The sequence below is a fragment of the Enterococcus sp. BSD2780061688st2 D3 genome, from assembly GCF_005844145.1.
GTDB lineage: Bacteria > Bacillota > Bacilli > Lactobacillales > Enterococcaceae > Enterococcus_B > Enterococcus_B durans.
In genome coordinates, this window is sequence record NZ_SPHN01000009.1 from 22,435 (window position 1) to 44,219 (window position 21,785).

Annotated in this window: 17 protein-coding genes; 14 read left to right on the forward strand and 3 right to left on the reverse strand. The window is 39.1% G+C overall.

The window, feature by feature from the left end; genetic code table 11:
• Positions 1-117 precede the first annotated feature (117 nt).
• Both apf and FGQ66_RS08625 read left to right on the forward strand, forming a co-directional pair.
• Positions 118-735, forward strand: coding sequence for an aggregation-promoting factor (gene apf / locus FGQ66_RS08620; RefSeq protein ID WP_005879382.1), 618 nt, complete (start codon positions 118-120; stop codon positions 733-735).
• A gap of 185 nt (positions 736-920) precedes the next feature.
• Positions 921-2,558, forward strand: a complete 1,638-nt coding sequence (locus FGQ66_RS08625; protein WP_138302209.1) for a phosphoenolpyruvate carboxykinase (ATP) — start codon at positions 921-923, stop codon at positions 2,556-2,558.
• Between the two features lie 107 nt (positions 2,559-2,665).
• Here the strand turns inward: FGQ66_RS08625 and FGQ66_RS08630 are convergent, their stop codons facing one another.
• Together FGQ66_RS08630 and FGQ66_RS08635 are read right to left on the reverse strand one after the other, a co-directional pair.
• Positions 2,666-3,769 (reverse strand): NAD(P)/FAD-dependent oxidoreductase, encoded by a 1,104-nt coding sequence (locus tag FGQ66_RS08630; RefSeq protein WP_138302210.1) that lies wholly within the window; start codon positions 3,767-3,769, stop codon positions 2,666-2,668.
• A gap of 179 nt (positions 3,770-3,948) precedes the next feature.
• The gene (locus FGQ66_RS08635) at positions 3,949-5,322 is read right to left on the reverse strand and encodes an MFS transporter (RefSeq protein WP_138302211.1); all 1,374 of its coding nucleotides are present in this window, start codon (positions 5,320-5,322) and stop codon (positions 3,949-3,951) included.
• Positions 5,323-5,539: 217 nt separating this feature from the next.
• On the opposite strand from FGQ66_RS08635, the gene FGQ66_RS08640 reads away from it, so the two are divergent.
• From FGQ66_RS08640 to FGQ66_RS08660, 5 genes are all read left to right on the forward strand, one after another.
• Entirely contained in the window at positions 5,540-6,172 is a 633-nt protein-coding gene (locus FGQ66_RS08640; protein WP_138302212.1) for a GyrI-like domain-containing protein, read from the forward strand.
• Between the two features lie 85 nt (positions 6,173-6,257).
• Positions 6,258-6,713: an arginine repressor gene (gene argR, locus FGQ66_RS08645; RefSeq protein ID WP_081135640.1), complete on the forward strand. Its 456-nt coding sequence runs from the start codon at positions 6,258-6,260 to the stop codon at positions 6,711-6,713.
• Between the two features lie 16 nt (positions 6,714-6,729).
• Positions 6,730-8,247, forward strand: a complete 1,518-nt coding sequence (locus FGQ66_RS08650) for a phosphohexomutase domain-containing protein (protein WP_138302213.1) — start codon at positions 6,730-6,732, stop codon at positions 8,245-8,247.
• A gap of 22 nt (positions 8,248-8,269) precedes the next feature.
• Complete coding sequence (locus tag FGQ66_RS08655) at positions 8,270-8,476, forward strand: hypothetical protein (protein WP_005879368.1); 207 nt, start codon at positions 8,270-8,272, stop codon at positions 8,474-8,476.
• Positions 8,477-8,553: 77 nt separating this feature from the next.
• The gene (locus FGQ66_RS08660; RefSeq protein WP_138302214.1) at positions 8,554-8,955 is read left to right on the forward strand and encodes an organic hydroperoxide resistance protein; all 402 of its coding nucleotides are present in this window, start codon (positions 8,554-8,556) and stop codon (positions 8,953-8,955) included.
• Positions 8,956-9,018: 63 nt separating this feature from the next.
• On the opposite strand, the gene FGQ66_RS08665 is transcribed toward FGQ66_RS08660, so the two are convergent.
• Positions 9,019-9,849 carry a manganese catalase gene (locus tag FGQ66_RS08665; RefSeq protein ID WP_138302215.1) on the reverse strand — a complete coding sequence of 277 codons (831 nt, stop codon included), beginning with the start codon at positions 9,847-9,849 and terminating at the stop codon, positions 9,019-9,021.
• Between the two features lie 620 nt (positions 9,850-10,469).
• Between FGQ66_RS08665 and FGQ66_RS08670 the strand changes: the two genes are divergently transcribed.
• The 7 genes from FGQ66_RS08670 (at position 10,470) to FGQ66_RS08700 (ending at position 21,752) form a co-directional block, all read left to right on the forward strand.
• Positions 10,470-14,984 carry a VWA domain-containing protein gene (locus FGQ66_RS08670; protein WP_138302216.1) on the forward strand — a complete coding sequence of 1,505 codons (4,515 nt, stop codon included), beginning with the start codon at positions 10,470-10,472 and terminating at the stop codon, positions 14,982-14,984.
• A 2-nt stretch (positions 14,985-14,986) separates the two neighbouring features.
• Positions 14,987-16,297: a pilin N-terminal domain-containing protein gene (locus FGQ66_RS08675; protein WP_138302217.1), complete on the forward strand. Its 1,311-nt coding sequence runs from the start codon at positions 14,987-14,989 to the stop codon at positions 16,295-16,297.
• Positions 16,290-17,981, forward strand: a complete 1,692-nt coding sequence (locus tag FGQ66_RS08680) for a SpaH/EbpB family LPXTG-anchored major pilin (protein ID WP_138302218.1) — start codon at positions 16,290-16,292, stop codon at positions 17,979-17,981. The genes FGQ66_RS08675 and FGQ66_RS08680 overlap by 8 nt, the downstream gene beginning before the upstream one ends.
• Positions 17,982-18,067: 86 nt before the next feature.
• Positions 18,068-18,946, forward strand: a complete 879-nt coding sequence (locus tag FGQ66_RS08685) for a class C sortase (RefSeq protein WP_138302219.1) — start codon at positions 18,068-18,070, stop codon at positions 18,944-18,946.
• 132 nt (positions 18,947-19,078) lie between these two features.
• On the forward strand, positions 19,079-19,753 hold the full coding sequence (gene sapR, locus FGQ66_RS08690) for a two-component system response regulator SapR (RefSeq protein WP_005879354.1): 675 nt from the start codon (positions 19,079-19,081) through the stop codon (positions 19,751-19,753).
• Between the two features lie 18 nt (positions 19,754-19,771).
• Complete coding sequence (gene sapS / locus FGQ66_RS08695; RefSeq protein ID WP_005879352.1) at positions 19,772-20,797, forward strand: two-component system sensor histidine kinase SapS; 1,026 nt, start codon at positions 19,772-19,774, stop codon at positions 20,795-20,797.
• Positions 20,798-20,885: 88 nt separating this feature from the next.
• Positions 20,886-21,752: a GRP family sugar transporter gene (locus FGQ66_RS08700; protein WP_005879350.1), complete on the forward strand. Its 867-nt coding sequence runs from the start codon at positions 20,886-20,888 to the stop codon at positions 21,750-21,752.
• Positions 21,753-21,785: the final 33 nt, after the last annotated feature.

Sequence of the window (21,785 nt, forward strand, 5' to 3'; positions counted from 1 at the left end):
ATATTAAAAATTCGCCGATTTTGTCATTAAATGTCACACTTCTTTTACCTATGAAATATTTTTAGATGATAAAGTTAATGACGTTGATAAATACATGGGAAAATAAAGGAGATAAATATGAACTCAATTAAAAAGATCGTTTTAGGTACAACTTTTGCTGCTGGTGCAACTGCTATGTTTGTAGGAACAACAAATGCGCATGCCGATGAAGTCTATACAATCCAATCTGGTGATTCACTATCAAAGATTTCACAAAAATTTGCTGGTGACAATTCATTGATCAAAGCAATTGCTGAAAAAAATAATGTTGCAGACATTAACCGCATTTACGTTGGTGAAGAATTAACGATCCCAACTTCTAGCGATTCTTCAGCAAAAACTGAAGCAACACCAAAAGTAGAAGCTCCAGCGACAACTGAAACAGCAACGCAAGAATATACATACGTTGCACCAGTTGAAACAGTTGAAGTAGCACCTGCTGCTCCCGCTGCTGCAACAGCAACAACTCCAAGCAATACAAGTTCTTCAAAAGAATGGATTGCCAATAAAGAATCAGGCGGTTCTTATACAGCAACTAACGGTCGTTATATCGGACGTTACCAATTAGATGCATCATACTTGAATGGTGACTACTCTGCTGAAAACCAAGAACGTGTAGCTGACCAATACGTTACTTCACGTTATGGTTCATGGGATGCTGCACAAGCATTCTGGTTAGCAAACGGCTGGTACTAAGTCGAGTCTAGCAAATAATAATAAATAATTAGATGAACCAAGAAATCGTTACAGCGATTTCTTGGTTTTTTTGTAATAGAACACTGTTAGAACACCCAAAACAGGAAATGATTGGTAAGAAAGGAAGAAGTTACGTTATAATTAAGAAAACGTTTTAATCTAAAAAGTATAAACGAGGTGATAGGATGAGTACAAAATCATTTTTACAGGCAAAAGATATAGAGCCTGAGAATCCACTGCTATCAGGTATCCGTACCATAATTGAGACGGCGTTCTATGGAAACAATGTCGAGCGAATCCCCAACTTGCAGACCGCTTATCAGTTAGCAAAAGAAAGCCCAGGAACGATTGTCACAGATCTACCAATCATGCATGCTGAAGAATTTAAGTTACCACAAGATGCAAAAATACTAGTGTTCAATGACGGTAAGGTCGTAGGGCGAACAGCATCAGCAAGACGAGTTATCGGAGAACCGACAATTGATCAAAAGAAATATGAAGGTATTTTACGTGAAGCTGTTTATCAAAGTAGAAAGAGAGCATTTTATCATGGTGAAGTAATCGTTGGGTTGGACAATGAGTTTTCAGTCAAATCACACTTACTGATTCCTGAAGGGTTCGAGAACAATCTCTATTCTTATCTGTTGAATTTTCAATTTGCTACGGATGAGATTGAAAAAGTCTATCAAAACTCCACTGTTTATGATGAAGGGGACCTTTATATTTTTTGTGATCCCTATTGGACAGACAGCGAGCATCCTGATGGCTTAGTATTGTTTGATCCTCATCATAACGTGGCAGCTGTCTTAGGGTTGCGCTATTTTGGGGAGCTGAAGAAAGCTACATTGACGCTAGCGTGGGCGATGGCAAACAGAAATGGATTTGTTGCTTGCCATGGGGGAATGAAGCAATATTCTTTAGATGATAGAACTTATACGATGGCTGTTTTTGGCTTATCTGGCTCTGGAAAATCCACGATTACATTAGCAAAACATGCAGAAGATCTACCCGTAAAGATCCTTCATGATGATGCGTTTATTATTTCTCGAAAAAAAGGGTCGACAACTGCGTTGGAACCTTCCTATTTTGATAAAACACAAGATTATTCTTCCGATGATCCTACCATCGCCTATTTTCTTACTTGTCAAAATGTGGGAGTGACAACGAATGAAATGCAAGAAAAAATAATCATCACACAAGATATTCGTAATGGAAATGGTCGGACAGTGAAATCACGTTTCGTCACTCCAAATCGCGTAGACCATTTGGCTGAACCGATAGACGCTGTTTTTTGGATCATGAAAGATGACTCTTTACCACCCGTTTTAAGAATCGATGATCCCACATTAGCTACCGCTTTTGGAGCGACATTAGCTACGAAACGTTCGAGTGCAGAAAATGTGACAAACGGTGACACCAACCAACTAATTATAGAACCTTTTGCCAATCCCTTCCGTGCCTATCCATTAGGCGAAGACTATCAGGCATTTCGAACGCTTTTTGAATCAGGTCGTACCAAATGCTATGTATTGAATACAGGAAATTATAATGGAAAAAAAGTAACACCAGCAATCACCTTAGGGAGTATCGAGAAAATTGTTCGCGAAACTGGGAAGTTTATTCCATTTGGTATGCTACCTAGAATTTCTTACTTGTCGATTGAAGGAATGGAAGTGCCTTTTGATGATAGAGCATATAGACAACTATTGCAGGAACGTTTACGGATACGCACACAATATATTCGCTCATTAAATGCCTATCATTCGTTGCCAAAAGAAGCAGTAGAAAGTATTGAGCAATTGATTATCCAATTAGCAAAATAGCACTTGGATTTGATTTGTTCAGTAGGATAGATAAGCTATAATAAAAAAAGCGAGATACCCAGAAATAGTATCATTATTTCTGGGTATCTCGGCTTTTTATTGATTGATCATTTTTTAATATAAGTATGGATTTCCTTTTGATAATCAGCCCCTTGCCAAGAGCCAGTATTCAGATACATAGCTAAAAGATAACCAATAAAGGGTCCTGTCGTTAATCCAGATGAGCCGAGACCGCTAGCAACAAGGAGTCCTGGATCATCTGGCAATGGACCAAAGAATGGAGCAAAGTCAGATGTATAAGCACGAGTGCCCACTTGGAGATGATGTGATTGAGCAAAAAGTTTTTGTGGTTCTTCCAAAAAACTAGCAGCATTTTCACTCAATTGTCGATAAGCCTCTTCAGTAGGGGTCAAGTCCCAACCACCAGTATTTTCGTGGGTCGCGCCTAATAAAATTTTTCCATCAGTAAAGGGGATCAAATCCGCTTCTCCATCCAACATCGCGACAGGCCAATCCTGGCTCTGGGAAGAAGCTGTATCAAATACCACAAGTTGTCCTTTTTGAGGCCGGATATCTGTCTGATAACCTAAAGGAGCCAATAAGGTTTTTAATGCAGGTCCTGGTGATAAGATCACTCGGTCGAAGTTCTGTTTTCCTGACTCACTTTCGATCACCCAATCATCCTGAGCTCTCTTTAAGTGCGCTTTTTCATGGAGTTGTTTGATCCCTTTATGAGTAAGTCTTTTAGACAGTTCATTTAAAAATGTTTTTCCATCAAGTTTTCCACCACCGCTGATATACAAAGCGGGCGTTCGCTTCAATAGAGGAAGAAGTTCAGATGTTTCCTCAGGTTTCAGTAAACGAATCTTGCCGATTTCTGGTGCCTCTTTTTTTCTTTCTTCGGCCAAATCAGCTAGTTCGGCTAATTGTTCCGTTTTACGGAGTATGATGGTACCAGACTGCGCATAGATCGATTGACCAAGTGAAAAATCTTGAACTAATTTCGGGAAAAAAGCGGCGCCGTCTTTTGCTAAATGGTACCATTTCTTGTTTCTTCTTTTGGAGAGCCAAGGAGAAATAATCCCGGCGCTAGCTTTTGTTGCTTGACCTACTCCATGATCGTAAAGTACGATCTCAAACTTTGTTGTATCAAGATAATTGGCTAAAGTCATTCCAATGATCCCACCACCGATAATGGCAATTTTTTCCATAAAGAAAGCCTCCTTTTTTCAGTCTCTATTTTTCCATAAACTCGTCGATCAAGAAAGTGTTGAGACAGTTCCTCCTTATTAGAAACAGTGTGTGCTTTATATTAAGACGACTGAAGTGTTGATTAGAGAAAAAGTACTCGTCTAGGTAAGAAACTGCTGGGAAATAGTTTACAGAGAAATCATGCTTTCTTTTTTGCTAAACTATACTGGATGAACTGGATAAAGCTGATTATCAGTAAGAAAAGCAATACGCCTAAAGCAACTTTTGATCCTAAGGTAGTAGCATCTCGGTAGTTTAATGTTGTATGGTCTTGGATAAGATTGATAATAATCGCTACTAGAGAAGTTGCAACAGCTCCAGAAAATTGTTGTAAGGTGTTGAATACAGCATTCCCATCACTTTGTGCATCTGCCTGCAACGCATTCATCCCGGTAGTCATCATATTACTGTAAGATAAGCCGATACCCACCATATAGATCACATGGCAAAGAACCAAGAATAGCAGAGAAACATGTCCGATGAGAAGAACAAGTGCAGACCAACCGATAAGCGCAAGGAGCAACCCAGCTAGAATCGGTTTTTTAGGTCCGTACTGATCTAGTAATTTTCCAGAAAAAGGCGATAACAAAGCTCCTACAGCTGCTCCTGGAAGCATAGCGATGCCAGCGATGAATGGACTACTTCCCTGAACAATCTGTACAAAATTAGGTAGGACAAAGGAAATACCCAACAATAAGAACTGATAAATCAAAAAACTAAACAAAAATAAACGAAAGGTTTTGTTGCGGAAAATAGTCAATTGGATCAAAGGGTATGCTGCTTTTTTTGTGCGTCGATAAAAAATGAAACAGCCAATGATAGCGATAACTAACGCAAGCCAACCCACCGTTGTGCCTAACATACTCAAGAAAGTCAAACTTCCGCTAAAAAAGAGACATAAACCTAAGACGCTTGCTAGGTCTAAACGGCCACTCTTTTTAACTGGAATAGTAGGGATAGCAACTAACCCAATGACTAATGAAAGCAGTAATACGGGAATAAGAAAAAGAAAAATATGATTCCAAGTAAAATTCGAAGTTAAAATACCACCGTAAGTCGGTCCGATTGCAGGAGCAATAGCGGTAGTCAAAGTCCCGACTCCCATCATTGCGCCACGTCGATTCATCGGAGCAAAAGTTAAAATAATATGGAACATCAAAGGTAATGCGATTCCTGTCGCCGCTCCTTGCAGAAGTCGACCAAGGAGTAAAATCAAAAAAGTTGGAGAAAAGAAGTCAACGATAATTCCAGCTAAAAACAGTAGATTGGACAGTAGAAAAAGACTGCGTATACTAAAATTTTTAGTAAGATAAGTCGACAGGGGGACGATGATCGAGATCATCAATAAATAGATAGTCGTAACCCATTGGACCTGTGCTGTAGTTAATTGAAATTGGTTGATCAAAGTTGGAAAGGTTACGTTCATTGCCGTTTCAATCAACACTCCGGCAAAGGACATCATACCTGTAGCGATCACCGCAGGTACTAATAGAATATGTTTTTGTTTTGTCATCGTGTTCACCTCAAAAAAATTTCGTAAAAAAAGAGAGTGATTTCTATTTAAAAAAATAGAAATCGCCTCTCTCTCGACACGCCAGTGACGTGTTATCTGTACGATTTGTTTACATCGCATATTCTAGCATAGAATGAAAATTAGTGTCAACAACGTTAGCCAAGTCTGAGTAAAAGAGTTATGATAGTATGGAATGGATAGATAACAGGAGGACGGAATGGAAAAAATCGATTGGAAAAAAAGTGAGCCTGGTTATAGTATAAAGAAAAGACCACAGATCTTAGTATTACCTGAGCAGCATTTTTTTAGTATCAATGGGGTCGGTGACCCAAATGATGAAGATTTCCAGCGACGTGTTGCTTCTCTTTACGCATGGAGTTATGCTATTCGGATGTCACCAAAGAAAGATTGGGTTATTCCAAACTATCAACCTTACACGGTGTATCCACTAGAAGGTCTATGGGGAATACAAGAGAAGTACCTCAACGAAAAAGTAATGCAAAAAAAACATTTTGCTTATCAATTAATGATCAAACAACCTGGTTTTGTAACCAAAGAAGTGGCACAGGAGGCTCTTGTCCGAAGTGCGCATAAACTACCGTCCGAGCTGATAGACCAATTGCAGTTTGTAACGATCGAAGAGGGATTGACTGCGCAAATGGTACACGTCGGTCCATATGATGATGAACCCGCAGCATTTAAAAAGTTGGCTGATTTTATTCAAAAAGAAGGCTATGAACGGACGTCTAAAGAGCATAAAGAAATCTATATGAGTGATCCACGTAGAGCAAATCCAGAAAAAATGAAGACGATTTTGCGTGTGTCAATTGCTCCAAAATCGATTCGTTGATTCATAGAAAATAAAAGTAAAAAATACTAAAAAGAACAAAAAAATCAGTTTTTTTTTGCTATAATAAAGACGAGAGGTGTCCAGTATGAAAAAAATCCAACGACAATCATTGATTCGCAGAATCATTACGGAACAACCGGTCAGTACCCAAGAAGAACTTTTAGCTAAATTACAAGAAGTTGGTGTTAAAGCAACTCAAGCGACGATTTCCCGCGATATTCGAGAAATGAAGCTGGTGAAATCCCATGATGAGAATAAGCAAGTACGTTATGCATTATTTAGTCAACCATCTGAAACATTGAATGAAGAACGACTAAAGTCAGCTGTCAAAAGAGAAGTGTTAAAAATTCAAATCGTACAATTCATGATTGTCGTGTTAACAGAAAAAGATGGCGCAGATGTCGTAACGAATTGGTTAGATGAAGCAGCCTACCCAGAAGTTGCTGCAACAATTGCTGGTGTAGACACATTTATCGTGATTTGTCGCTCTGAAGAAGATGCACAAGCATTTGCAGAAAAGTTAGAAAAAATGAGAGAATAAAGGAGGAAGATACGAAATGTCTTTTATGAAAGCGCTGCAGAGTGGTTCGGATATTCGAGGGATTGCTATTTCAACAGAGGAATTTGATGCAAATCTAACAGCGAAAGAGATGGAAAAAATCAGTTGTGGATTTGTTACCTGGCTAAAAAAAGCAAATGGACGAAAGTATCAAGATGGAAAGTTGACTGTCGGCATTGGGCGTGACAGCAGAATCAGTGGACCACTATTAAAGGAAGCGTTGATTAAAGGACTAGTCGATCAGGGAGTCAATGTCATCGACTTTGACTTAGCCACTACTCCTGCCATGTTCATGGCAACTCAGTTCTCACAATTCCAGTGCGATGCGAGTGTCATGTTGACGGCAAGTCATTTACCTTTTTACTTCAATGGCATGAAATTTTTTACAATGCAAGGTGGAGCCGAAAAAGAAGATATCGCTTTCATATTGACAAAAGCCACTGAAAAGAATAAAAATGGATATACAGGATCGGTACGTAAAGCAGATTTAGTAACTATCTATGCCAAAGATCTAGTCCAGAAAATCAGGAACGGTATCGGAACGACAAATGAAAAACCATTAGCCGGTTGGAAAATCATTGTGGATGCTGGGAATGGGTCAGGTGGTTTTTTCGCTGAACTTGTTCTTGAAGAATTGGGTGCGGATACGACTGGTTCACAGTTCTTAGAGCCAGATGGTCATTTTCCAAATCATATCCCTAATCCTGATAATCAAGAAGCAATGGCTAGTATCAAAAAAGCAGTGTTGGCAAATAAAGCGGATCTAGGTGTGATCTTTGATACAGATGTGGATCGTTCAGCAGTAGTGAGTGGGAATGGCCAAGTGATCAATCGAAATAATTTGATTGCCTTATTAAGTATGATTGTCTTGAATGAGCATCCAGGAACGACGATAGTGACGAATTCTCCAACATCGACACATTTACAAGCATTTATTGAATCAAAAGGGGGAAAACAAGATCGCTATATCTCAGGCTATCGAAATGTTATCAACAGAGCGTTGGCATTAAATGAATCAGGTGTCGATGCACAGTTAGCCATTGAAACAAGTGGACATGCGGCGTTTAAAGAAAATTATTTTTTAGATGATGGTGCCTACGTGATCGCCAAAATATTGATGCTTCTCCCAAGATTAAAAGAGGAGCAGTTGACATTAGAAGCAATCATTCAAGGATTAAGGCAACCGGTTGAAGTGCAAGAAATTCGCTTAGGGTTGACTAGCGATCATCCACAACAAAGAGGAAAAGAAATCATTCAGCGTTTGTCCGATGCATTAAAAAAATATCCGGGAATGAAATTACAGCCAGAAAATCAAGAAGGCATTCGTTATGATTTGAAAGGAGTTTATGGCGACGGTTGGTTCTTACTTCGTCCAAGTCTCCATGAACCTCTATTAGTTTTACAAATTGAAAATGATATAAAGGGAAAAAATAGCACAGCGTTACAAGTGCTCTCGCGAGAATTAGCAACATTTCCAGATGTTGAGCCACTGATATTAGCGGAGGATGAAGGGTAAAAAGTGAGGGGAAGGGATAAAAATGGTTATGAATATGATCATCTTTTTAACAGTGTTGGTCTACGGGGTGAATTTTTTGGTTTTCATGTATCTTAAAATCAATCATATCAAGGATTATGTAGAAAAAATCGCCATTTATTTTGGAACAAATATGACATTGCTGCTTACAAGTGGCATCTTTCTATTCTTTGGAAAATTGGTGGAAGATGGTATTTTACTTTTCGAATAACAAGCAGAATCTTTGTATAAACTCCTGAATATACTTACACTAGTAATATGAAGTGAACTATCGAAAGGAGTAGTACAATGAAAAAATTATACGAAACAGCGATGATCAATCACGGTGGGCGAGAAGGGGAAGTTGAAGCACCGAATGGTTCCATGCACATGAAGATCACTCCCCCAGGCATACACGCGGACGGAACCAACCCAGAACAATTATTTGCAGCAGGATATGCTTCTTGTTTTAACGGTGCGTTACAGCATATGATCAAAGAAGCGAACCTAACTGTTGATTCTACTGTCAAGGCACGTGTATCCCTTTATACCCTTGACGAAGGCGGATATAAAATCGGGGTGGTACTAGAAGTCCGTGTAGAGGATGTCAGTGAAGAAGAAGCAATGAAATTAGCAGAGCAAGCGCACGACTATTGTCCTTACTCCAAGGCGACCAAAGGAAATATCGATGTAGAAGTTACGGTCGTTTGATCATAAATGAATAAAAGAAAAGCGCCTCTAGCAATCAGAAACCGATTGCTAGAGGCGTTCTTTTTACTTTTTAGCTGGAGGGGTGCCATACATTTTCGGTGTGACACGTTTTAGCTTAGGCTTAGCTCCTTCGATCTTTGGTTCATCCAACCATTGATATTCGCCTTCACCGTCTAATGCTTTACCATTAGCCCAAGGGCCTTTACTGCTTTCATCACCTTCGGAAAAATTATAAAAGTCGTAGGCGATATCTTTACGTTCATTTTCACGATTGAAGGTACTTGGAACAAGAATCGAACCTTCATTTTCTTCTAATTCTTTTACTGCGCTAGCCCATAGATTTTGGTGATAGCTGTCTCGTGCAAGTAGCACAGAGAGTAAATCTTTCACGCCGCGGTCATCGATCATTTCATAGATACGCGCGACTTGCAAGCGTCCTTGTGATTCCGCATTGAGATTGGCACGGAAATCAGCAAGTAAATTGCCACTTGCAATAATATAACTACCGCTCCAAGGATTACCAACGCTGTCTGCTGGACGTGGTCCTAAGCCGGCAACGATTGCTTGTTGCGGATTCATTCCTGAAATAATCGCACCAATCGTTGGATCTTTTTTCATTGCTTCTTCTTGATCTTCCACAGGTGCATCTTCTAATAGACGTGCGACCATCGTAGCCAACATTTCCACATGGCCAAGTTCTTCGGTAGCAATATCCATCAGCATATCTTTGTATTTTTCTTCTCCTCGGCAGCTCCATCCTTGGAAAAGGTATTGCATTGCCACACTCATTTCTCCATACTGTCCACCGATAAGTTCTTGTAAATATTTCGCGATCAACGGATTGGGACGATCTGGTTTTGCTTCAAACTGCAATTCTTTTTGGTGTCTGAACATCAAAATTCCTCCTAATCTTTTTTTGATACCTCTTTATTGTGATACGAATGGAGGAAAATATCAAAGAAAACGATTGCTAAATCATTTTTGTAGTATAAAACATGTTATCTGGAAACAAAAAAGTTATTTTTCTTTTTTTATAAATAATTTTGAGGGTGAACTGAGTGGTAAAAGCAAGAATAAAGTGAGGATTATGAAGCGTGTAAAGAAAGTAGATAGAACGAATATAAAAATATAGAAAAAATTTTATAAAATTGATAGTTATCAAACTTTTTGAATTATTGTTATTTTATTTTTCTAATCATTTATTCTTTATTCTCATTTTAGTTTTTTTACTGATTTTCTTTTTTAATATTATTGATGAGGAACATTCTATAAAACGCCTATTATTCTTTTGTTGTTGTTAGGTTTTAATTCCTTATACTAAGGTGTTTTAATATAGTTAGAGTTATTTTCATTTTTGCTCGGTTATAAATGCGAAGGTATCGGCGTTTAGGATATCATTTGAATAATGATTAAAAATGAATTAAAATTAAAAGAGAAAGTTTATGTATTTATTCATTTTAATTTATGTAAAAAAACACGCATGTTTTTTAATTATGAGGAAGGGAGTAAAAAAAGTGAAAAAAATCGGCTTGAAGGTGCTACAGTTTGTTGCTATGTGTATGTTGGTGAGCCCCTCCTTTCAATCGATCATTCATCTAGCTGATCGAGATGTAATTGCAGATACCGTTGCAAATACAGAAAAGAAAGTTTATCTAGATGAAGATTATGCGAAGATTGAAGGAAAATATGTTGAAAAAGAAGACACCCTAGAATGGACATTGGAATTTGAAAAGAAAAAAAGTGACAATGAAGGGAGGATCCGTATTGCCATCGATACCGCTGCAGCTGGTATTGGCACAGTAACCAATATCCGTGGGAGCGGATTAGCCTCTTATGACGAAGAGGGAGCAGAATTAAAAACCGAAACGATCAATGAACAAGAATGGTATGTTGGAAAAGTGTATTCAAAGAATCAAGAAACTGGAATGTTGATTTTTGAAACAGAAAAATTACCAGACACCAAAGAAGGAGAGTTGCCTCTTCAAGTCGTTGTAGATGAGAAAGTTAAGGTAACTGATAATGAAGCAGCTGACAATAACGAAGGAACTGATAATCAAGAAGCTGTTGAAAATAAAGAAGAAACCGCTGAAACGCAACGAGATGACACATCTGTAGAATCAGACGAACCGATCATTCCGAGTGGACAACCCTTAGCTAGAATCCAGAGTCCATTGTTCAGTGGTATTTTAGCGCGTCTTGGTCCGACTGCGACTGACGATCCATATACCTATGTTTATCCACAAGGTCCCGCAACTAGCGAACAAAATCGGTATCCATTGTTTGCCACGAATGACTTCACTAGTGTGTTAGATAACTGGAGTCAAAGCAGCAAAGTCTACAGTGGAGATAAAGGTTCGCTTTACGATAATAATCAATTGATCGATGATTCTGATTATTCGATTGGGGGCGCAAACTGGCGGAATTATAATTACGCAACGGATAATGGTTCTACTGCCACCGAAGGAGATACAAATCTCCCTGCTCAAACAGTTCAGCTTTGGGGAACGGAACGGAATTTTGCCAATAGTTATTTAGATTATAATGGTGCGTATGTGAAAAAATGGGTGGAACCAGTTTTACCAAGTACTACAGAAGAGGGTGTTTCTCCACAAGACGCAACCACACTTTACAATGTTTATTTAGATGTGATTGGTGGAGAAGATAAAAGCATCACACCGGTCGATGTAGTATTCGTCCTTGATAAATCAGCAAGTATGAGTGAAGGAACGACAGGTTCAGCAGGAAGTCAAAGTAAAGATGCCGCATTACGCGAATCAGTTATTGAAATCAGTAGAAATTTGTTGTCTGCTCCGGAAATGGATGTCCGCATCGGGTTAGTCAATTTTTATCATTCAAGTACAGCGATTAATAATCAGGATATGATCAATTCAGATACCTTAGCGATGACAGATAACATCAATTCAATAGCTAGTAGCACTGCACTGACAAGGACACCTTCTGGAGGAACGCCTTTGACATTAGGGTTGAGAAAAGGCTATGAGGTTCTCTACAAGAATGATGCGGACGAAGAACGGAATGCTGAGAAGATTTTGATTGTTGTGGGGGATGGTACCCCTACCTTTAGCTATGCACCGATTCAGTCAAGAACTTCGAGGGGAGGCAATAATTGGAACAGTTGGAATGTGATGCCAGATAAACTGGCAATAGATAACGGGACCCTCTTTAAAAATTTTGAAACCTTTTCCGGAAATACTTCTAATGCTGGTTTTACGTATCCTGTAACCTATGCGACAGATTTCAACCGGCCAGCTAACACGAATCAAATTCAATATCGTTATGGAGAAGTAAAAGATGGCGACAGTAAAGCAACGCATTGGGCAGGAACTGGAGGCGCAGATAATGATACGACTGGAGCGGCTACTACTCAAGAAAAATCTTCAGCAATCAATACCGTGGCGTATCATCATTGGCTAAAAAATACCTATGAATCGCCGCCAAATATTTTTACGATTGGTTTAGGAATTGAAGGAAATGTTTCTGGTAGACAGCGATTAGATGCGATTGGTCGAAATGTGTTGAAAAATATTGCTGATACGAAGCCGAATGGGACAGATCCTTATTATTATAATGCCAATAACAAAGCAGAAATTGTAGATGCTTTAGAAAATATCTCTGCAACATTCAAAAAAACGATCGAACAGGCGACGCTATATGATGAAACGGGATTCAATGTTTCACTGTTTGGGGGCGGGAATTCGGCAGAAATCCAGTATTACCATTTGGAGAACAGCGAATCAGGGACAAAATATGAAGCACCAGAAGTTTGGGATGTATCAAAACATGGAACGAAGCCACCAGATGTTGTAGCAACACCAACACAATATCAAGGACATGAGAATCATGCATATGCGTTTTCTCCGATTTCGTTAGGAGAAGGCGAAATGGTTCGGATCAAGTACCAAGTCAAATTAGATGGGGGGGCACAAGATGGTAAGTTCTACACAGTGAATAATATGGCTTATCTACAAAATCTAGAGGATTATCAAAACGATCGAGCGACAGGGCGAATGTATCTGCCAGCTCCGTCGATTCGATATGAACACAAGGATCGAAATCTGCAAATCCAAAAGACTGGGCAAGATGGTGAAGCACTGGCGGGTGTAGATTTTGCTTTATATGATGAAGATCCTGATAAAAGTGAAGTAGAACCGATTGAAATAAGACGGACGACGAATGACGGACTGGCTATTTTTGAAACCAAGATTCCTATACTTGGAGATGAAGGCGGCGCAGACAGTGATGTTTATTGGATAAGAGAAATCTCAGGTCCGCCACGTTATCAATTGATTGATGAGACGTATTCGTTTCAAATAAAAAAATACATTGCAGGTGTGGGGGAGAAATTAGGACATTATGAATTGGTGAATGCGAGTACTTCAGGAGAACGAGTTGGTGGTCCTGAAGGCGAAGACAAAAATGCTACTAATAAAGGAGCACACCACACATTTTCAGTTGTGCAAGAACCAAACGATGAGGAAACAGATTATAAAGATCTTTACGTCAAACTAGAAATACGTAATGAGTTCAAACCTGTTCACTTGAATATTGAAAAGCTGGTCAAAGATAGTGACGTACCAATCAATGGCGCAGAATTTGAAGTCTACAAGACAAATGGCGAAGGGAATGCACAAGGAAATGCGATTGCTAAAGGTGTTTCTGGATTTAATGTAAAAGAAGACAAAAAAGGGCTCTTGACGCTCTATCGTGTCAATGGAGAAGGAAACTACATCCTAGATGAAACTAATAATAAAATTATTAATCCATTTGGTGATCCCGATTCATTTGAACATGGCGATGAAGGCGATAAGTATGCAGAATACAAGATTATAGAAACAAAAAGTCCAGAAGGCTTCGAAGATCCTACAGAAAATGATGGTTGGCTCTTGCAAATCTATGGAAACAGTGAGGGAACGATCAAATATCAGCGGTTAAATGAAGAAGGTTGGCACTACTTAACATTTACCGAGGACGACGACGGGCTGCTGTGGATCGATTATGAGGTGTATAACACCTTTAGATACCGTGAAGTCAAAGTGAAAAAAGTCGATCAAAATGGTGAGCCATTAGATGGGGCGGGCTTCGATATCAAAAAGACAGACGATCTAGGATTCCCACTGTATCGAGCTTATACAGGCAATCCACGCGATCCAACTCCTCAAGAACCAGGCATTGGCTCCTTCTATCTTTATAGAGTTGGTCTCGACAAATATGAGGATCTTGAATATACCGATCCTTTGAAATTAGCTGTGGGTAAGTATGAAATCTCTGAAGCAGTTGCACCAAATGGCTACCAACTCTCTGGTCAGACTGCTTCATTTGGATTGAATGAAGAAGGTCAATTTGTGATCAATGGAGTGGCGATCACTGATGAGACAGCCGATTTAGGAGAGGACTATGCGATTATTGATGGCGTATTACAAGTTACGCTGAAAAATGAACTCGCACCGCTTGATTTAACGCTATTCAAGCTAGATAGTACGAATAATCAAAAATTGCCAGGAGCTGCATTCTCACTTGAACGTGAAGTGGCTGGAGACTATGAATTGATTGCTGATGGCTTGACACCAGATCAAGCCGACCTTTCGAAGTTTCTTTCACAAGATTTAGCTGCAGGAAATTACCGGATCAAAGAAGAAACAGCTCCAGACGGATACATGCGTTTGCCGGGACATTTTATTTTGACCATCAGTTATCGAGAAACGGCGGAAACATCAGGAGGAGAAGTTATCCCTGGAAAAGAAAAAGGCAGTTTGAAAGCCGAAATAGCCTATTATCCAGATGGTGGAACGGATGACCCGTCAGTTACGCAAGAAGTAACCTATGAGTTGACAACAGACAACCGCATCCAATTATTAGTGAATATTGGAAATGACCCAGAGAAGCCATTACCAGCTACTGGTGGAACAGGCCCTTACCTCTATTTCATCATTGCGGCACTCCTTATAGGGGTCTCCGCGCTGATTGGTGGCGTACTGTATGTTAAGAGTCATAGGAAAGGGAGGGTCTGATCATGAAAAAAGTAGGCATGCTACTTCTCCCAATACTTGTTTTCTTGCCAATCATAACAACGTTATTTTCTATTAAGAGTCATGCGCAAGAAAATACGGGAAACACGGTTGAATTCATTTTGCATAAGAGAATGGTCCGCGATGTGGATTACACAGAAGAAGTCTTTCATCAAAATGATGGATTAGAGATTGCTACTGACCAAAAAGACACGTTACTCTCGCAAACTGAGCCATTGAATGGTGCAATTTTCCAGATGTACGAACTGACTGATTATTATGAGAAGCAAAAAGGCCAAATGACGAGCGAAGAATTTGTACAAAATTTTGCTGCAATGGATCGCTCAACGATCAACGAACTGATTGCGAGCGAAAATTTAGAAAAAGTAGGTCCGCCAGTTACCACGGCATTCGATCAGGTAGGAAATTTAGGGGATGGGATTGCTCGAATCACTGCACCTAAGAAAAATCAAGACCGAGATGCTGTGTATCTGATTTTTGAAGAATCGATCGACCGAGAAACTGGCTTAAATGTTGACTTGGATCAACATGCAATCCCAATTGTTGCCGTTTTGCCAATCGTGGATCCAATGGACCACACAAATGAACTATCACAGATTCATATCTATCCGAAAAACGTCGGCTATCTACGTGATCCGTATTTCTTTAAATACGGGCGTCAACAAGGATCACAAGAAACGGGAGTTCCATTGCAAGGCGTGGTCTTTGCATTGTATCAACTGATTGAGGGGAAGAAATACTATTTAGATATGTCACCTTCGACTGATTTGAAGAATAAATGGATTGAGCCACAAGCTAACGATCCATTGGGGGATGTGAACGTTAGTAAATTCATTTCTGATAAAGATGGTCTAGTCACCACAGGTGGGCGATTATTACCTGCAGGCACATACTATTTTGAAGAACTGAAAAGTGTGGATGATTATACCATTAGTAAAGAAAATCAAAAAATCGAAGTAGTGATTCCAAGGTCTTGGCAGAATGCCGATGGACAACCAAACTATGTCACAGTCAATGGACAAGAAATGGCAGAACTAGAATCCGGGAATGTGCCTAAAGTAGCTTATACCGAAGCCAAGCCACGGGTATACAATGAAAAAACGAACAAAAAAACTACCGAAGACAGCAACAAGCAAGCGAATCTTACACCAGATCGACAAGAACCGAAGGAATCCACTTGGTTGAGTTATCCAAAAGCAAATGAGACAAAATCATTGATTTCATTAATCGGAATAGTCTTGATCATAGGTGCGGGTTTAAAACTAAAAAAGGAACGGGGAGAAAAAAATGAATAAGTTGAATTTGATAAAAGGGTTCAGTATATTGTTACTTGCAACTGTGGGATTTGGGAATAGCCAGGATACGAAAGCCGCAGAAGTGTCAGAAAAACCAAGTGAGATCACGATCACATTACACAAAAAGGGCTTTGAGTCCTTACCAGCTGATCAAGCGAATAGTGGTCTGGTTTCGGATAAATTTGGAGAAGAGAATATAGCTGGCGTGGATTTTGAGCAATTCGATGTGTCTGCGGTGTATTACGGCTTGTTAAAGGATGATCCAGATACGCAAGATGTTGATGATGGGATGACTGCTGCTGCAGCAATTGCATGGATGCAAAAAAAAGATTACAAAGATTGGAACACGATCCTTAATGGTGTAGACCCAATTGATAGTCATACCACAACCGATAATGGAACAGCAGTCTTTAACAATGTACAAGTCAGTGATGACGATGGGAAAGATAAAGTCTATCTGTTTTTAGAAACTTATTCGCCAGCCCATATTTCTAAAGTTGCTGCGCCAATGGTCGTGATGATGCCAGTGATGATGCCAAATGTGGTTGATGGCACGTGGGATGGTAGCTCTTGGAAAGACACATTCAACACAGATGTCCATCTCTACCCCAAAAATGAAGTACGAGAAGCAGATAAAAAAATGAATGTACCTGCTGGTGATGAACTAAGAGAAGTTATCCTCGATAAAGGTGACGAAGGTACAGAAACGATTTCATATCTTGATTTAGAAAAAGGAAAACAAGTTTCATATACGATCACTGCACCGATTCCTTATTTTATTGATTCGATCAATGGTGATTCGTCTGCTGTCATTAAAAACTTCGTAATAACAGATACACCAACAGCAGGATTAAGCTACTTTGATCAAGAGATAGAGGTAAAAGTCGGAGAGGAAGAATTAGTTAAGGGAACAGATTATTCTGTCGCACAAAGCGGTAATGGTTTTGCAGTAACGATCTTAACAGAAACAAATGGTGCGGCTAATGCAGAAACGTTAGCTAAATTAGCCGAAGGACGTGGAGGCGATTTAACGATCACCTACAATATGCTAGTGACAGCAACGATTAAAGCAGATGAATTTCATAATAACACTGCAACGATCTTGATCGGACGTAATGATGCCTACGATTACAATGAAAAAGTGATTCCAGACGAAAAAGTAGCCACTGGCGGTAGAAAGTTTGAAAAATATGATGCTTCAAGTAAACAGACGCTGAGTGGTGCCCAATTTGAGATCTGGAATGGTAACAAGGATAAATTTGCGGTCTTTTACAAAGGAACAACAGCACTAGAAACCTATGCAGCGGATGCAGATAGAATCGTTTGGTCAGACTCAGGATCAGGAGTTGCTGCAACGAAGTTCACTTCTGATAACCAAGGGAAATTTGAAGTACAAGGATTGGATTACGGTACGTATCATGCAAAAGAAGTCGTAGCACCAAGCGGCTATGCTTTGCCGGCTGGGGATAAAGCATTTACAACATTCACGGTTTTATTTGGAAGCTACGATGAAAGTGTATCTGTTTCAGGTCAAGTAAATCCTGGGGAAGAAAGTATTCCGAACATTAAAAAAGGGTATCTACCATCAACTGGGGGCAATGGTATTTTCGCCTTCTTACTGGTTGGACTGAGTCTAATGATCGGCGCCTATACATGGTATAGAAAATCAAAAGCAACAGAATAATCGGCTACTATTGAAAAAAATGATAAATCCGAAGTCGCAGCAGTTAAAGTGATTAGCTGCTGCGATTTTTTAAGGAAGTGCTTGAAATGAAAAAAAAGCAGCGAGAAAAAAAAGCAACAATATGTTTAAAATTGATGATGGCAGTGACCTTTTTTATCGGTGCAGCGGTCTTTACATATCCTTTTTTGGCAAATGCAATCAGTAATTATTGGGATCAGCAACGAATTGCAAGCTACCAACAACAAATCGCAAAAGAAAAAGATGCGACACAAAAGAAAATACTAGAAGAGTACCAAGCTAAAAACCAAGAACTTGCGGAAGAATGGCGCTTTTTAGGCATGGGTAAAGTCAAAGATCCGTTTAAACAAGCGGTGAAAAATGAAAAAGGATCCCAAAAAAATCTCTACAAGGAGCATTTGATCGGAGCGATTTATATTCCTAAAATCAAGGTGAGTTTGCCTTTATTTGATGAAACGAATGACCAATTATTGGAAAAAGGTGCCACTGTATTACAAGGTAGTTCATTTCCAATTGGCGGAAATGAAACGCATTCGGTTATTACTGCCCATAGTGGAATGGGTAAAAAGAAGCTGTTTACTGATTTAAATAGATTAGCAAAAGAGGACGTTTTCTATTTAGACGTGATGGGGGAAAAATTAGCGTATAAAGTCGTTGAAAAAACCGTTGTGCTACCTACAAACGTGGAAAAATTATCGATCAAAAAAAATCAAGATTTGGTCACACTAGTTACCTGTACCCCTTATGCGGTCAACACCCATCGCTTACTTGTCACTGCGAAAAGAACGCAGATGGATGGATCTGCCAATGAACGAATCAAAAGAACAAAAAACTATCAATTTTGGCTAGCCGTCTTGCTTTCGGCTGGAGCATTATTATTTTTGCTACTTTTCAGCTATTTTATTTTTAGAAAAATCAAGAAATTAAAAAAATCTAAAAATGAATAGGAGAAAGTAAAATCGGTCTGAAGTCTCTTGTTTTATTCTTGAACAATCAGGAAAATAGAAAAAGAAACTTGCTTGTCGTATCACGTCTTCTTTGATATGGTAAAAATAAGCAAAAAGTAGGGGGGCTACATCATGGCGAAAATTATGGTGGTAGAGGATGAAGAAATCATTCGGCAGTTGATCATGGAAGAGTTGGAAAAATGGCAATTCGAAACATATGGTACAACCGATTTCAATCAAGTATTTACAGATTTTGAACAGGAAGAACCACAACTAGTGTTATTAGATATCAATTTACCTGTATTTGATGGTTATTATTGGTGTCAGAAAATCCGGGAAGTTTCAAAAGTACCGATCATTTTTATCTCAAGCAGAAATACAAATATGGATATGATCATGGCAATGAATATGGGGGCAGATGATTTTGTGACCAAGCCATTTCAAATCGATGTATTGATTGCTAAAATCAATGCACTACTTCGCCGTTCTTATAATTATGCTGAACTGTCTAGTGAAATGATGAGCCACAATGGGATCACACTGAATGTCGATAACGGAAGCATGGAAATCAATGGAGAAATCATCGATTTGAGTAAAAATGAATATCGCTTGCTATTTATTCTCATGAAACAACATGGAAAGATCCTAAGCCGAGAAAAACTGTTACGAGCATTGTGGGATGACGAACGATTCGTTGATGACAACACATTGACGGTGAACATCAATCGGTTGCGTAGAAAAATCGAACAAGCGGGTATCAATGGATATATCGAAACAAAAGTCGGCCAGGGGTATATCGTTCCCTGAAAGGATGAGCAGTAGAAGATGAAATTTTTAAGTTATTTAAAAGATCAGTGGTCTATGATCTTAGGCTGGCTTTTTTTTGTTGGACTGACGATCTTCGTCATGTGGTTGGCACCGAACATTATGATCGACTGGGGAACTGTGGGATATCTCGCCTTGATCCAAGGAGTCTTTTTGATTTTTTATTTATTTGTCAATTATTTGAGTAAACGCCGTTGGTGGGGGAAATTAGCTAATTTACAGCAGACATCGCCATTACAAAATTACTTGAGTGGTAGCCATACAGAAGAAGAAAAATTGGTGGAAGAATACATCAATCAACTGATCCGTGAACACCAAACAGTTATGCAAGAAGCGATCACCAACCAACAAGATCAAAAGGATTATATTGATTCATGGGTCCATGAAATAAAAGTACCTTTGGCAGCCTCTGAATTATTAGTACGCTCGATCGAATTTGATATCGACGATCAAAAATATACACTTTTAGAAAATGAATTGGCAAAAATCAATGAGTATGTAGAGCAGGTACTGTACTATGCCCGATTAGATAGTTTTTCAAAGGACTATTTGATCCAAGAGTATGAATTGAAGAGCATTATCCAACCAGTGATGCGTAGCCAAGCCAATTATTTTATCCAAAAAAACTTGCGCTATGAAATCGTGGGCGAAGATCAGCGAGTATTGACTGATGCGAAATGGGTGACCTTTATTTTCAAACAAATCCTTAGTAATGCGATCAAATACACTCCTGACAACAAAGAAATCATTATTTCAATTGAAAAAGGCAAAAGTGGCGTGTCTTTAGCCATCAAAGACACGGGAATAGGGATTCCCAAAGAAGATTTAGCTCGTATCTTTGATAAAGGATTCACTGGCACAAACGGACGACTGAGTAAAACTCATTCCACTGGATTGGGTCTTTATTTAGCCAAATCCCTCGCTGAAAAAATCGGTATTGAACTAATCGCTGAATCGACAGAAGGAGAAGGGACGACAATGACCCTATTTTTCCCAATTTTAAATTTCTATAATGAGAAACGTTAGAAAACAGTTAGAATCGAAAAAAACTTCTTGTGTTGTGAACGTTTTCGCTGATAAGTTTCTTATCATGTGAAATAAAAGGAGATTAGTTATGGAAATTTTAATAGCATTAATCCCTATGGTAGCATGGGGTAGTATCGGTTTAGTAAGTGGAAAAATTGGTGGCGATGCCAATCAGCAAACATTAGGAATGACGATTGGCGCATTCATTTTTTCATTAGTTGTCTTTTTCATTGTTAGTCCTACGATCACACCTTGGATTTTCTTGATCGGCTTTTTATCTGGTCTTGCTTGGAGTGTTGGACAAAACGGTCAATTCCATGGGATGAAATTTATGGGCGTCTCTGTTGGATTACCACTTTCTACTGGTTTTCAATTGATTTTGAATACGATTGCGGGCGCTGTCTTCTTCCATGAATGGACACAAACGAAAGATTATGTATACGGTATTATTGCTTTAGCTCTTCTTGTAAGCGGTGCTTATTTAACCGCGCGCCAAGATGATGAAGGAAAAGTAGATACAGACAATAAAATGCTTGATTTTGGTAAAGGCTTTAGAGCATTGATCTATTCTACGATTGGTTACGGTGTGTATACGATCATTGTCAACTGGGCTAATTTGGATGCGATGTCAATCATCCTTCCTCAAAGCATCGGGATGATTTTAGGTGCAAGTTTCTTTGCTTTCCGTAAAGTAAAAGTCGATCAATTTGTTTGGAAAAACATGATCTGCGGATTGCTGTGGGGAATTGGGAACGTGTGCATGCTTATAACAGTGAAATCTCTTGGTTTAGCTGTAGGTTTCTCACTTTCTCAAATGGGGATCATCATCTCTACTCTAGGCGGTATTTTCATTTTAGGAGAAAAGAAAACGAAAAAAGAACTTGTTTATGTTATTGTTGGTTGCCTTTTAGTCATTTTAGGTGGTATCCTTTTAGGGTATATGAAAACGGCTTAATTGCTGTTTTCCAACCTAAAATGGGGAGGAACT